At 70.6% G+C, this 14,309-nt stretch carries 9 protein-coding genes and 1 pseudogene; 4 read left to right on the top strand and 6 right to left on the bottom strand.

Going from position 1 to position 14,309, the window contains the following annotated elements:
- Position 1 precedes the first annotated feature (1 nt).
- Positions 2–673 (top strand): response regulator transcription factor, encoded by a 672-nt coding sequence (locus ACFYSH_RS08060; RefSeq protein WP_359465118.1) that lies wholly within the window; start codon positions 2–4, stop codon positions 671–673.
- Here ACFYSH_RS08060 and ACFYSH_RS08055 read toward each other — a convergent pair.
- On the bottom strand, positions 640–789 hold the full coding sequence (locus ACFYSH_RS08055; protein ID WP_359465115.1) for a hypothetical protein: 150 nt from the start codon (positions 787–789) through the stop codon (positions 640–642). The genes ACFYSH_RS08060 and ACFYSH_RS08055 overlap by 34 nt on opposite strands.
- Before the next feature lie 47 nt (positions 790–836).
- On the opposite strand from ACFYSH_RS08055, the gene ACFYSH_RS08050 reads away from it, so the two are divergent.
- Together ACFYSH_RS08050 and ACFYSH_RS08045 are read left to right on the top strand one after the other, a co-directional pair.
- Positions 837–1,727 (top strand): DUF2510 domain-containing protein, encoded by an 891-nt coding sequence (locus ACFYSH_RS08050; protein ID WP_359465113.1) that lies wholly within the window; start codon positions 837–839, stop codon positions 1,725–1,727.
- A gap of 245 nt (positions 1,728–1,972) precedes the next feature.
- On the top strand, positions 1,973–2,623 hold the full coding sequence (locus ACFYSH_RS08045; RefSeq protein WP_359465110.1) for a 4'-phosphopantetheinyl transferase superfamily protein: 651 nt from the start codon (positions 1,973–1,975) through the stop codon (positions 2,621–2,623).
- A 52-nt stretch (positions 2,624–2,675) separates the two neighbouring features.
- On the opposite strand, the gene ACFYSH_RS08040 is transcribed toward ACFYSH_RS08045, so the two are convergent.
- Both ACFYSH_RS08040 and ACFYSH_RS08035 read right to left on the bottom strand, forming a co-directional pair.
- Positions 2,676–3,065: a hypothetical protein gene (locus tag ACFYSH_RS08040; RefSeq protein WP_388751408.1), complete on the bottom strand. Its 390-nt coding sequence runs from the start codon at positions 3,063–3,065 to the stop codon at positions 2,676–2,678.
- 1,132 nt (positions 3,066–4,197) lie between these two features.
- The gene (locus ACFYSH_RS08035; protein ID WP_359465105.1) at positions 4,198–4,734 is read right to left on the bottom strand and encodes a LuxR C-terminal-related transcriptional regulator; all 537 of its coding nucleotides are present in this window, start codon (positions 4,732–4,734) and stop codon (positions 4,198–4,200) included.
- Between the two features lie 73 nt (positions 4,735–4,807).
- Here ACFYSH_RS08035 and ACFYSH_RS08030 point away from each other — a divergent pair, with 73 nt between their 5' ends.
- A complete protein-coding gene (locus tag ACFYSH_RS08030; RefSeq protein ID WP_388751406.1) occupies positions 4,808–5,053 on the top strand; it encodes a hypothetical protein in 246 nt (81 codons plus the stop codon).
- Positions 5,054–5,573: 520 nt separating this feature from the next.
- On the opposite strand, the gene ACFYSH_RS08025 is transcribed toward ACFYSH_RS08030, so the two are convergent.
- The 3 genes and pseudogenes from ACFYSH_RS08025 to ACFYSH_RS08015 form a co-directional block, all read right to left on the bottom strand.
- On the bottom strand, positions 5,574–7,646 hold the full coding sequence (locus ACFYSH_RS08025) for a HelD family protein (protein ID WP_388751658.1): 2,073 nt from the start codon (positions 7,644–7,646) through the stop codon (positions 5,574–5,576).
- A gap of 225 nt (positions 7,647–7,871) precedes the next feature.
- The gene (locus ACFYSH_RS08020; protein ID WP_361894502.1) at positions 7,872–9,449 is read right to left on the bottom strand and encodes an MFS transporter; all 1,578 of its coding nucleotides are present in this window, start codon (positions 9,447–9,449) and stop codon (positions 7,872–7,874) included.
- A gap of 398 nt (positions 9,450–9,847) precedes the next feature.
- Positions 9,848–14,224 (bottom strand): annotated as a pseudogene (locus ACFYSH_RS08015) (SDR family NAD(P)-dependent oxidoreductase); the annotation flags it as partial.
- Between the last annotated feature and the right edge of the window lie 85 nt (positions 14,225–14,309).

Raw genomic sequence — 14,309 nt, 5'->3', positions numbered from 1 at the left:
GATGTCCCACTCCCCCGGCGGATCCGGCAAGACCCGCATCCTCCTCGCCGACGACCACGCCCTGGTCCGCCGCGGCGTACGGCTGATCCTCGACGGCGAGCCGGACCTCGAGGTCGTGGCCGAGGCGGGCGACGGTGCCGAGGCCATCGAGAGGGCGCGCGCCGAGCGGCCCGATCTGGCCGTCCTCGACATCGCGATGCCACGCCTGACGGGTCTGCAGGCGGCCCGTGAGCTGTCACGGGTCATGCCGGAGCTGCGCATCCTGATGCTCACCATGTACGACAACGAGCAGTACTTCTTCGAGGCGCTGAAGGCCGGTGCCTCGGGATTCGTGCTGAAGTCCGTCGCCGACCGGGACCTCGTCGAGGCGTGCCGGGCGGCCATGCGCGACGAGCCGTTCCTCTACCCTGGCGCGGTCACCGCCCTCATCCGGAACTATCTGGACCGGGTCAGGGACGGCGGCGACGTACCGGACCGGGCGATCACCGAGCGCGAGGAGGAGATCCTCAAGCTGGTCGCCGAGGGTTATTCGTCGAAGGAGATCGCGGGCATGCTCGTGATCAGCGTCAAGACGGTCGAGCGGCACCGCGCCAATCTGTTGCAGAAGCTGGGACTGCGGGACCGCCTGGAGCTCACGCGCTACGCGATCAGGGCCGGGCTGATCGAGCCGTAGGACCGCACCGCCTCCGACACGCCGATCCCGGTGCGGGCCGAACGCGGTCCGCCGTGGACGGACTTGCCGGCCACCGGCACGGCGATCACAGCGGTCCGGGAGGTGGCTACGGCCACCCTGTGCGTTTCATACGTTTCTCACCGAGTGCGCCTACGGTGCTCTCGTGACCCAGACGACCCCGCCCGGCTGGCATCCAGACCCCGGGCACTCAGGAATCGGCCCCGCCCAGGAACGATGGTGGGACGGGAGCCGCTGGACCGACCAGCTCCGGATACCTCCCGCGACGGTCCGGCGCCGTCGCATACGCATCGGTGCGGGCATCGCCGCCGGTGTCGTCCTGCTCGCGGCCGTCGGCGGCGGCGCGTACGTGCTGGGCGACAGTTCCGACGACCCCGCCGGCACCTCGGCCGAGGCCCCCTCCGGCAGTCCTCGCCTCCCCGGCGCACCGGACGGTGGGCAGGACGACGGCGGACAGGACGGCGGACAGGGGCAGGCCCCCGACCAGCAGATGCCGCAGACCGAGGACGGGTACGCGACCGACCTGGCCAGCGGGATCAGCATCCCCGTGCCCGACGGGTGGACCGGGCAGTCCGGGCCCATCGGTGCCGGCCTGACGACCGGCGAGTACGCCTGCCCCGGCGACGAGAGCCAGAAGTGCGTGCGCGGCGGGGTGTTCTCCGCACCGGCACAGGCGCTGGAGGTAGAGGCGACCACCGCCAAGGCCGCGGCCGAGGCCGACATCGAGACCAACGCCGAGGAGTCCTACGGCGAGAAGATCTACGGCGGCATCACCTCGCACGAGCAGCTCAAGTCCGAGGCGGTCACCGTGGCCGGCCAGAAGGGCTACCGGGTGCGCTGGAAGGTGGTGACGAAGAACGGCGACGACGGCTACGTCGAATCGCTCGCGTTCCCCTCCCCCAACTCCGCGGAGACGCTGGTCGTCGTCCGGTCCGGTTTCGACGTCAACGACAAGGCGCCGAAGCTCTCCGTGCTGGACGACATCACCGAGGGCATCAAGAAGGCCGCCTCAGCCGGCTCGGGCCAGGACACCTGAGCCGGCCTCGTCCCTCCTCGCCGCCGTGCCGCGCAGGACATACTCCGTACGACGGCCGGGCCGGGCTCCGCATCCGGGGCCCGGCCCCTCCCTCCGTTCCCCAGCACAGCAACGACTCTTCGTCCGCGACGAGTTGGGTAGGGTCAGCGCATGACATCGATGCACGCACCGGTGGTGCGCCGGGCCCTCCCCGCTCCCACCGCGCAGGCCGTCCGGTGATCCGCGGCGCGCTGCCCCCCGAAGTCATGACAGCGGTGTCCTACGACGACGGGCACGAGCCGGGCGAGGAACTGTTCCCCGAGGAGAAGGCGCTGATCACGCGTGCGGTCCTCAAGCGGCAGCAGGAGTTCACGACCGTACGCTTCCTGGCCAGGCGCGCGCTGCGCAGCCTGGGGCGGCCGCCTGCGGCCCTGCTCCCGGATCGTCGCGGTGCTCCCCGGTGGCCGGAAGGAGTAGTCGGCAGCATGACGCACTGCGACGGCTACCGCGCCGCCGCGGTGGCAGGAGCCGACGACACGGTCGGACTGGGGATCGACGCGGAACCGAACGCGCCTCTGCCGGACGGAGTCCTCGCAGCGATCGCGCGGCCCCGCGAGCTGGACCACCTCGCCTCACTGACCGACCGTCGGCTCGGGGTCAACTGGGACCGGCTTCTCTTCAGTGCGAAGGAAAGCGTCTTCAAGGTCTGGTACCCCCTCACCGGACGCGAACTCGACTTCTCCGAGGCGGAGATCGACTTCGCTCCGGCCGGCCGTACCTTCCGGGCGCGTCTGCTGGTCCCGGGCCCCGTCGTGCAGGGCCGTCGTCTCACCGGATTCGAAGGGCGCTGGGCCGTGGAGCATGGCTTGGTGGCGACCGTCATCCACCTGCCCCGTGCTCCCTCCCCCGCCACCTGAGACAGGCCCAGGATCGCCACGTGTACCAGTTACGCAGCCCGTGACTGCGGCGTCATCGGCGGAGGCCGTCGATCTCCGCTAGTGCGGCGGTGGCCTCCTCCGGGAGGAAAGGCGGCGTGCCCACGGAGGGCAGGTCGAGCAGCCCCATGTCGAGCAGCGCACGGCCGAACTCAGTGAGGACCTCGGCCGCCTGGCACAGATCACCCGCGCTCCGGTAGGTGCCCGCAGCCTGCTCGCAGGCGGCCACAAACTCGTCCATGCGCCCCACCGAGGTGAAGGCCCAGCCGAGGTTGCGCAGCGAACGGGCCAGGCCGGGGAGGTCCGTGGCCGGGTGTGCCTCGGCGAGGCGCTGGTACAGCTCGGTGGCCCGCTGCGTGGCGGCCAGTGACTGTTCCCCGCGGTGTGCCTCGTCGAATGGCGCCCGTAGGGGGAGCCTCATCATGGTCCGGCACATCGGATTGATCTGGTTCGCCGGCGCCGGAGTCCACGTACACGTCCTCCGCAGGATCGCCGGCCACGGTTCACCGACCACCACCCAGCGCAGCCCACTTCGGCGTGCTGCGCGTACCACGATGACTTCCGAGTCCGATCGTCATGACCCGCTGACTCGGTCAAGGACGCCGGTCCCCAACTGGTCCGGAAATGATCAAGGGCCGGTTTCGGATTGTTCCGAAACCGGCCCTGACCTACGACTCTCTCGAGTCGGGACGACAGGATTTGAACCTGCGACCCCTTGACCCCCAGGAGTGAGGGTCAAGGACATTGTCTGGATATAGCAGACTTAATCCGTGCACAAGTTGTGCATGGAAGCATGCATCGTGCACCACCGCGCGTACCGTGTGGTCCCCAACTGGTCCCCAGGATCACCGTCCTGGCGGTGAGAATCGCTCTGGCATCTCTGGTCTTCCTGCTGATCGCCGCGTTGGAGATCTCCAGGGCGTGCTGCTCCGAGAACAGCGGGTGGTGACCGGTCCGGCCGGACGGTTGTCGCACCTCTCACCCGCCCGGCCAGGCCACCCGCACGGCCTGCGAGCGATGCACGCCCACGGGATCATTCACGTCTGTCTGTGAGCGCCAAGGCATGCAGATACGCGCCGACCGGGCCCGTTCCGAATGTCATCCACGGGTGCGACCGCCCCTACTCCGGAAGAGACATGCCTAAACAACTCAGAATTACTTCCGGTGAATTCGACTGCGGGGTGCGACAACTTCATGTGCACACGGCGAAGTTTGCCGAGCCGAAAGTGCGGTGGAGCGTGGGCGAGTACATCAGGGTAATGCCGGGTCGCCGCAGTCCGGGTGCGGCCGATCCGCCAGGGGGAGGCAAGGCGACCGCCCCGGGGAGGCTCTTGGCCCTTCGGAATCGATAACGCGTGGAGAAACGCAGGTCCGCAATGCGCAGACGCAAGGGGATGGGCATTCGCGCAAACTTCAGCCCTCCGCGGCGTGCTGTCGAGCAGCGGCAGGACGCATCGGCCAGCGGAGGACAACCTGCCCCCGGCGCGGCTCGTTAAGAAGTTTATCTCTGGACTAGCTGCGCCCGAGGGGCAGGTTCTCGCCGAGCGGTCGACATCTCACATGACGAGGAGCCCCGACTCCATGGCCCGGACGACCGCCAGAGTCCGGTTGGGGCAGTTGAGCTTGGCCAGAATGATGCCGACCGTGCGCTTGACCCCGTGTTCGGAGACACTCAGCGATCGGGCGACCTGCCGGTTGCTGAGCCCCTCGGCGATCAGGCACAGCACCTGATGTTCACGTGCCGTCAGGGATATCGTCGACGCGCGCTTCGAGATGCTTCCGTCCCCGACCTGGTCGGACGCCGTCACGGACCGTCGGGCCAGGGTCGCCGACACATGGAAGCGCCCGGCCTGCACATCGACGATCGCCGCACGCAGGGACTCGGGGCAGAGATCCGCCCAGTCCAGGAAGCCGTTCGCGTGATCGGCCCAGGACTGCTCGACCACGTCCGCCGAGTCCACCAGGATCAGTACGGGCGTGTTCTGCCTGCGCAGCCTTTCGGAGATCTCGTCAGGTATGGACTCCAGGGCAGCACTGTCCGAGATGACCAGCCAGCCGTTGCAGAAGGACGAGAGATCTTCGGCATTCGTCACGGATCGAACGGTCAACTGGATGTCGAGTGAACCAAGCATTCCCTCGATACTGTATCGGCGGATGTCGTCTTCGATGATCAACGCCATAGCGGTGCGCGACCAGGGTCGTCCGGTGCTCAGGGAAGCTCGTCCGTCACGTATGTCAGGTGCCACATCGTCTATCCGAATGCTGCAGTTCTCGTATTTCCTGTCACTCGATATCGGTTGCCAAATTAACCTGTTCTTCACGCTGCTCATGTCAACGATTCCCCCGCTGCCCATACCGCTTCCCCCATTTCTTTATGCTGCAAATCCGGAAGGGTCACTTCCTGATACATGAGCATGGCACGGAGTGACGCTAACTGTCTACCCCGCACCGATCAGCCCGACTCGATCGCAAGGCATCTCCGAAGAAAAATTGCAAGTAAAAAATTCGCATAGGATCTCGGGGCTGTTTGCCGCGTTCGATGCTTTCGACCTGATCGCGTATGCGCCTATGCCGGGTTCATCCCGACGCGTCGTGGGGCTGTGCGGTGCACCGGGAGAGGGTGGGGCCGGCCTCGACGGCCCGGACGTCGTGCGTCATGGGGGCCTGTCGGGTGTGGCCGGCGGCATGCCCGTGGACAGCCGGGCTGAGGGTTTCGGGCGCGGACTCGGTCTCGGGCTCGGACCCGGCGTGTACGACCGGGAGCGCGACGGTCGGCTTCGCCCTGCTGCGGAGGGGAGCGGGACATCGTCGGCTCGGACCGGACCGTGGGCGGCCGGGTGCGCGCGGGGAGGCGGCGAGCGGCCCGGCGGGGGCGGGGCGGTGATCGTCCCGCGTCGGCGGCGCCCGCGGTGACACCGCGGGCGCCGCGTGTTCAGGCGGGCTGGACGGTGATGGTGCAGAGGCGCTTGGTCGCGCGGGTCAGGGCCACGTACAGGTCCCTCTCCCCGCCGGGGCGGGCCGTGATGATCTCCTCGGGGTCCACGACGACGACCCCGTCGAATTCGAGGCCGCGTGCTTCGGACGCGGGCACGATGCGTGCGTGGTGAGCGATGCCCTGGACCGTCAGTTCGCTCACCCTGTTGTCCGCGCAGATCACGCCCAGGAGCTCGCCCGGATGCGTGGTGCTCTGGGCGCGGAGTTCCTGGACGGCGGCGGCCACCAACCCGTCCGGGGGGGTGGTCACGGTGCGAGGGCTCTCACCGCTCCGCAGTGACCGTGTGGGCTTCTGGTCGGGGGCGATCCGCGTGAGCAGGTCCCGGACGCTCTCCAGGATTTCCTGCGTGGTGCGGTAGCTGACGGTCAGGTCGTGGAGCTTGAACCGGGGTCCGACGTGAGGGCTCAGCGCTTCCTTCCAGTCGCATGCGGTCGCGACCGGGCCCGCCTGGGCGAAGTCCCCCACCAGCGTCATCGCCCTCGCCGAGCAGCGGCGGACGATCATCCGCCACTGCATGGCGGTCAGTTCCTGGGCCTCGTCGACGACGACGTGCCCGTACGTCCGCTCCGGGGGGCCGTCGACCAGGCTCGCCGCCTCGTCCAGCAAGGGCACATCCGCATCGGTCCACGGGTCGTCCGGGCCGCGCAGCAGAAGGGACCGCTCCTGCGCGGTCAGGCGGGGCAGGTACTCGGCGAGAGCGTCGGCATGCGTCAGGAGCGCCTTCACGAGGTCACCCGGTACCAGCCGTGGCCACAGCGTCTCGACCGCCCGGTCGACGCCCGCGTCGTCGAGGAGATCGTCCCGGATGGCGTCCAGGTCCAGTTCGTGGACCGGACCGGGGTCGGCCGCACCTTCGACGCGGCGCTGGGCGACGCCCGTGAACCGGTCGAGGTTGATGCCCGTCATCCTCTCGGCATCGGCGTCGATCTGTTCGAGGACCTCGCTCATGTCCCGTTGCATCGCGTCGGTGACGGCGTCGACCAGGAGCTCCTTGAACGCCTGGCGCGCGGGGTTGTGCCCCGATACGGCTCGGACGGCGGCCTCACGTGCCATGGCGACCTCCTCGCCGGAGAGGTGGACCCGTTCCTGTCCGACCCGCACGGTGAAATCGCCGGCAGGGGCCTGGTGGACGCGCAGCAGACCGGCCAGCGCGTCGGCGAGGTCGGAGCCGCCCTTGAGACGCGCCCTGTCGAACGGGTCCACCGCGTCCGTGGAGACCCCGGCCAGTTCCTGGCAGGTCGCCAGGACGACATCGTTCTCGCCCAGCGAGGGGAGAACCTGGGAGATGTAGTCGAGGAACCGGGCGTTCGGCCCCACCACGAGGACACCCTCCTCGGCGGCGCGCGGGAACGCGTACAGGACGTAGGCCGCCCGGTGCAGGGCGACCACCGTCTTTCCGGTGCCGGGGCCGCCCTGGACCACGGTCACCCCGCGGTGGGCGGAGCGGACGATCTCGTCCTGCTCGGCCTGGAGCGTCGCGACGGCCGCCTGCATCATGCCCGTACGCCGTGCCGACAGAGCCTCGGTCAGCGGACCGTCCCCCACGACGTCGTCGTCGGTGGGGGCGGTCCCGTCCAGGAGCTCGTCGCTCACCGAGATGACCGTGCGCTCCTCCAGACGCAGGTGCCGGCGCCGCCGCAGGTCCATCGGGTGGACCGGTGTCGCCTCGTAGAAAGGACGTGCCGCGTTCGCACGCCAGTCCACGAGCAGAGGCAGGTCGTCCTCCTCCGTCTGCAGTCCGATGCGCCCGATGCGCAGGGCCGTGCCGTCCGTCCAGTCGATGCGCCCGAAGACCAGCCCCTTCTCGGCGCCCTCCAACCGGCCGATCTCCTTGGCCAGCCGCTCGGCGGCGATCTCTCTCTCGTATGCCTCACCCGCACTTTCCGCCTTGGCCTTCAGCACGCTCGCCCGGCTCTCGCGGGCCTCGGAAAGCCGCTCGGTGAGCAACGCGTACAAGGAGGAGACGTAATCCCGCTCCGCTTCCACTGCACGCACAGCGGGATCATTCATGGTCGACAACCGGGGGCTCCTTCGGGTCGGGCGAGACATACGGGGTGAGCTCTTCCGCCGGGAATCGGACCGCTCCGCCGGGAGCCGGACCGGTGGACTCGCACCCCGCTCGCCGCAGTGCAGCCCGGCGGCGGGTGACCGACAGCCCCTTCGCGGCGGCGGCCGTCCGAGTTCCGTCCGCGTTCCCGCCCGTTCCGGTCCGGGTTCCCGTCCGCGTCCACCCCGTCAGGCGGTGGAATGAGGCTCGGCACTGCGGGCCCCTTCGTACTCCGGTTCCGGTGCCGGGTTCTTCTTCTTTCCGGCAGCGGGCAGGGCGATCATCAGCACGGCCACCGCGACGAGCGTGATGAGCATGATCCAGACCGCACCGACGTGCATGGCGTGGATGAACGCCTGATCGGCGGCCCGTGCGAGAGCGGGCTGATCGATCGTGGTGGCGACGTGGCGGGCCTGTTCCGCGGAGACCCGGGCGCTGTCCCGCACCGCCTCCGGGACAGCTCCCAGCGAGGGTTCGATCGCGTCTCGGTACGCGATCGACATGATCGTGCCGCCCACCGCGATCCCGATCACGCTGCCGACCTGCCGCGCCGTGTTGGTGACGGCCGACCCGGCACCGGACCGCTCCAGCGGCAGGCTGCTGAGCAGTGCGCCGGTCACCGGGGCCATCACCATGCCGACGGAGAGGCCCTGCGCCAGCAGCAGGAGAGCGATCCAGACGAGCGGGGTGTGCAGATCGAGGAATCCGACCGCGCCCATGGTGAGCGCCGCCACCGTGAGCGCCGGCACGGCGACGGGGCGCAGTGACCATCGGCCGACGAGACGTGCGCCCAGGGGTGCGCCCACGACGGCGCCGACGGCCGTCGGAACATTGGCCAAACCGGCCTTCATCGGTGAGTAGCCCAGCGCGCCCTGCATGTAGAACGCGTTGTAGAAGGTGATGGCGGCGACGGAGAAGAACAGCAACGCCATGGACGCGTTGCCACCGCCGAACATCCTCTGGGCGAGCAGCCGGGGATCGAAACTCGGTGCCTCGGTCCGCAATTCGACGAGCACGAAGACGACCAGCAGGACGATCCCGGCCGCGGTCGGCGCCCAGACGTCCCAACGGCTCCAGTCGTCCACCTGCCCCGCACGGATCACGCCGTAGGTCAGCGCCGCGAGTCCGGTGATGGACAGCAGGATCCCGGCCGGGTCCATCGGCCGCACGGAGGGGCTGCGGAAATTGGGGACCAGAAAGACGATCCCGGCCAGTGCCACCACGATGATCGGGACGTTGACGAGAAAGACCGAACCCCACCAGAAATGGCCGAGCAGAAGTCCCGCCAGCACCGGTCCCGCCGCCATTCCGACACCGGTGGATGTCGAGGAAATGGCGATCGCGGTTGCCCGCCCGGCGCCGGTGAAGGTCCACAACAGAATGGCGAAGTTGGCCGGCATGATCAGTGCGGCGCCGACTCCCATCGCGGCCCGTGCGGCGATCAGCTGGCCCGCATCGCCCGCGTACGCCGCCCAGATCGAGGCCCCGGCGAAGATCACCAGGCCGATGGCGAGCACATTCCGGTGGCCGAAGCTGTCGCCCATCGCACCGGCGGTGAACATCAGGGTCGCGAAGACCAGGGTGTAGGCGCCGGTGGCCCATTGCAGCTCGGCCGGGCTGGCGCCCAGCCCCTGGACCGGGTCGGCAAGGGTCTCCAGAGTGATACTGAGAACGGTGTTGTCCAGCCAGATCAGCAGCGAACACACCATGAGTACGGCGAGAATTAACCGTTGCCTGGATTTCGGCAACGTCGGAGGCGCGGTCATGACCACCTTCGAATATCGATCGACGGAAACTTGAACGACGCGACTATAAACAGGCCCTACAACACTGTCAAGCTCAGAATTTCTCGCCGACACGGTTGCAACCGGGCGGCCTTTATGCCTCCGGCGGATTTGCAGACCGCGCCATTCTGTGCCTCCACCGCATTTGCGGATCGAATAGTTTTCTGTCTCCGGTGAATTTCCGAGCCGGAAGAATTCACCTCCCTCGGTGGTTGCGGCCGAGGCAATTCTTTGCCCTCGGGGACCTGAACTGTCGCGCGGCGCCCCCGCTGCGGACGGACGAGCCCGAGCCCGAGCGCGCCGCGCGGGCGGCGTGCTCGGGCTCGGGCTCGGGCAGAGCTGTCAGGCGTCTCCGTTCCCCCGTTCCGACGGTCCGGCCCTCACCGGCCGCCGAGTGAGTCCAGCCAGCGCCGCAGATGCGCGGCGGTCTCCGGCGCCCGCTCCTCGATGATCGAGAAGTGGTCCGCCTCGATGTGCTCGATCGGTCCACGGTGCTGCCAGTCCGGGACGGGGTCGCTGTCTCCGAAGCTGCTCAGCGTCAGGGTGGCCCGCAGATTCAGTGTGGGTGCGGCGATCGGTTCGGCCTCGCGATCGGGGTAGATGCGCACATAGCCGCCCATGGCGAGCAGGCCGTGGTCGTCCACGGGGGTCAGAGCGTTGTTCCGGGACAGGATCTGCCCCAGCGCGTCGGTGAGCACGTGGCGGTTGAGTTCGACGTCGTCCGGGGAGTAGGTGTCGATCATCGCGACGCCCGCCAGCGTGCCTCCGTCGTCCTCGATCCGCCGGGCGACCGCATGGGCGATCGCGCCACCGGCCGAATAGCCGATGAGCGCCACCGGGCTTCGGCCGAGCTCCGCCGCGACGCTCGCGGCGAGGCTCTCGATCGCCGCCGTCCAGGTCGGTGGCAGGTCGTCACCCGCGCGCGTGCCGGGCAGCCGCAACGCGCTGACCCGCCGCTCGCCGCCCAGTTCACGAGCGAGGCGCGCGAACTGGTGGGAGCCCGATCCCGCGAGGAACGAGGGGATGCAGACCAGTGCCGGTGCCGTGTCGCCGCGCGCCAGGAGCTGCGCGGCCGGGCGCCGGGTGGCGGCCTCCTCGGCGGAGTACAGGGGCATCAGGGCGGCGCTCGCGGTCAGCAGCGGCATCGCCCCTGCCAGCTCACCGCGGCGATGCGCCGCCGACACCAGCTCGGTGATCGTGCCGCGCACGCCGGCCGGTACCTGCTCGGCCACGCCGGTGCCGGACTCCTCGATCCGCGACCGCACCAGTTTCGCCACATCGGCGGCGGTCGGGTGGTCGAAGATCAGCGTCGACGGCAACGTCAGCTCGGTCAGCTGTGCCAGCCGGTTCCGGAACTCGACGGCACCGAGGGAGTCGAACCCTAGCTCGGTGAACGGCGCGTCCGGGTCGATCGCGTCACCGGAGAGGTGGCCGAGGACCGCCGCCGCGACGTGGCGTACCTCGCGCAGGACCGCGGCATCGAGGTCGGCGTCGGGCAGGGCGGCCAGCTGCCGCGCCAGGCTGACACCGGCGCTCCCGGTGGCCCGGGGGACCCGGATCATGCCGCGCAGCACCGCGGGCAGTGTGCCGCCGCGCGCCAGGGCGGTGAGCGCCGCCGTGTCCAGCAGCGCCGTCATCGGTGTCGCCCGGTCGGTCTCCAGCGCGTGGTCGAACAGCGCCATCCCAGAATCCGGGTCGATCGGGACCAGGCCCAGCCTGGCCCGGATCCGGCGGGCGTACTGCTCGGCACCGTCCCCGCTGAGCGCCCCTGCCATGCCGACGGTCCACAGCCCCCAGGCCAGGGAGTGCGCGGGCAGGCCCGCGCTGCGCCGCAGGCGTGCCAGGGCGTCCAGGGCGCTGTTCGCAGCGGCGTAGTTGCCCTGTCCTTGCCCGCCGAGCAGCGGGGCCGCGGACGAGAAGAGCACGAACGCCGACAGATCCAGATCGCGCGTCAGCTCGTGCAGATGCAATGCCGCGTCGACCTTCGGCGCCAGCACCCGTGTCGTCCGCTCGGCGGTCAGGGTGTCGAGTGTGCCGTCGTCCAGGACGCCCGCCGCATGGATGACGGCGGTCAGCGGCGCGTCGGTGCCGATGCCGGCCAACAGGTCCTGGACCGCAGTGCGTTCGGTGACGTCGCACGCCACGACCTGGACGTGGGCGCCGTGGCCGGTCAGCTCGGCGGTCAGTTCGGCGGCGCCGTCCGCGGCGGCGCCGCGTCGCGACACCAGCAGCAGCCGCCGTGCGCCGTGCGCCGTGACCAGATGCCGGGCGACGATCGCACCGATGCCGCCGGTGCCGCCGGTGATGAGCACGGTGCCCCGGTCGAACGACGGCGGCGCGCCCGCTCCGGTGGCGGGCAGCGACCGCAGTCGCGGTGCCAGGAGCCGTCCCCCGCGCACGGCCAGGTGCGGTTCGTCCTGGGCCACGGCGTCGGCGAGCGAGGTGAGCGGCAGGGCGTCGCCGTCGTGGTCGATGAGCAGGAAACGGCCCGGACGCTCGGCCTGTGCGCTGCGCACGAGGCCCGCCACGGCGGCCCCGGCCAGATCGGGCTCCTCACCGGGCAGCCCGGCGGCCGTGCGGGTCACGATCACGAGCCGGCCGGGGTGAGCGGCGCCTGTCCAGCCCTGCAACAGGGCGAGCGTCGTCAGGACGCCGGTGTGGACGTCCGCCGCGCCCGCCCCTGTCCCGCGGGGCGCCTGCCATACCACCGTGTCGGGAACGTCCCCCAGCCCGGCGAGTCCGGCCAGATCGGCACAGCTCGTCGCGGGCTCCGGGGCCTCCACGGCCGCCGGGTCACCCAGCACGACGACGCGCCCCGCGTCCGCCTCGGGGGCGGCAGGCACGGCGACCCATTCCAGGTCGAACAGCGGTGCCGCGCCGCGCAGCTCGGCCAGCGCCTGCGGCTCGATCGGGCGGGACCGCACCGATTTCACGCTCAGCACGAGGGCACCGGTCGCGTCGGCCGCGTCCACGCGCAGGGTGTCCGGTGCGATGCGGGCGATACGGACGCGCAGGGCGCCCACGCCGGACTGTGCCACCTGGACACCGTCGAAGGCGAAGGGGAGGGGCAGCCGGCCGTCGGGCCCGCCCTCGACGAGAGGTCCGACCGCCGCGTGGAACACCGCGTCCAGCAGTGCCGGGTGCAGCCCGAAGTCGGTGGCGCGCGCCGCGCTGTCGGTGTCGAGCGCCAGGTCGGCGAAGACTTCCTCCCCACGGGTCCACGCGGCGCGAACACCCTGGAACACCGGGCCGTATCCGAAGCCGAGGTTGCCGAGCGCGCGGTACACCTGCTCCCCGTCGACCGGCTCGCCCGCGGCCGGAGGCCACGCGCGGGACCAGTCCGGTGCCGGGACCGGTGCGGCGGGCGTGAGCAGACCATGGGCGTGCGGCACCCAGGCGTCGGCGACGCGGGCGTGGACGGCCACGGTCCGGTGCCCGGCCGCGTCGGGTTCGCCCACGGCGAGCTGGAGGTCCGCGGTGCCGTCGGCCGGGAGGACCAGCGGCGCCGCGAGGACCAGTTCAGCCAGCCGTGGCACGCCGAGCCGGGCGCCGGCCGCCAGGGCCAGTTCCACGAATCCGGTCCCTGGCATCATGACCGTGCCCAGGACCGTGTGGTCGGCGAGCCAGGGGTGCGTGCGCAGCGAGAGCCTGCCGGTGAACAGCCATTCGTCCTTGCCGGCGAGCTGCATCTGGGCGTGCAGCAGCGGATGGCCGGCGGAGTCGGCGCCGGCGAGCGGCGCTGCGGCCTCCGCGGGCAGCAGCCAGAAGCGTTCGTGCTGGAAGGGATAGGCGGGCAGCGTGATCCGTGCCTGCGGTCGCGCTCCGAAGTAGTCGGACCACCGCACCGGCCGGCCCGCGCAGTGCACGGTGGCCAGCGCGGCGACCAGCTGTCCGGGTTCGTCGACGGTGCGGCGGGAGGCCGCGACCACCGAGGCGCGCGCCGCGACGTCGGCCGCCGCGGTGGCGCGGGTCATGGCCGTCAGCACCGCGTCCGGGCCGAGCTCGACGAACAGGCCCACGCCCAAGTCGAGCAGGGACCGCACCGCCGGGGCGAAGCGCACCGCCTCGCGCACCTGCCGTACCCAGTACTCGGGCGTGCCCACCGCGGCGCCGACGAACGCGCCGGTGACCGTGGAGCACAGAGGGATGCGCGGCTCCCGGTACGTCAGGCCGGCGGCGATCTCCGCGAACTCGGCCAGCATCGGGTCCATCAGGGCGGAGTGGAACGCGTGGCTCACCCGCAGCCTGCTGGTCCTGACGCCTTCGGCCACGAGCCTCGACTCGACCCCCGAGACCGCGTCGGCGTCTCCGGAGAGGACCACCGCGTCGGGGGCGTTCACCGCGGCCAGGGAGACCGCGCCGGCTGCCGGACCGGCGTCGGCCGCCGCCAGCAGCTCCAGGGCCCGCCCCTCCGGCACCGCGGCGGCCAGCATGCTCCCGCCTGCCGGCAGCGCCCCCATCAAGCGGCCTCGGGCCGCGACGAGGGTGCACGCGTCCGGCAACGACCACACACCGGCCACGTAGGCCGCGGCCAGCTCGCCGATCGAGTGCCCGGCGACCACGTCCGGCGTCACGCCCAGCGACTCGACGAGGCGGTACATCGCCACCTCGAACGCGAATAGCGCGGGCTGGGTGTACTCGGTGCGGTCGAGCAGCGTCTCGTCGGCCGTGCCGAACATCACGTCCCGCAGCGCGTGCCCCAGGTGGGCGTCGAACTCCGCGCACACCTCGTCGAGCGCCGCCGCGAAAGCGGGGAACGCCCGGTACAGCCCGGCGCCCATCCCGGTCCGCTGGGCGCCCTGGCCGGTGAACAGGAACGCGGTCGTCCCGGTCCGGCCGGCG

Source organism: Streptomyces sp. NPDC005791 (assembly GCF_042871485.1).
Taxonomy (GTDB): Bacteria; Actinomycetota; Actinomycetes; order Streptomycetales; family Streptomycetaceae; genus Streptomyces.
Note: the sequence above shows the minus strand (reverse complement) of the source record. Positions and strands in the feature narration are given on the sequence as shown.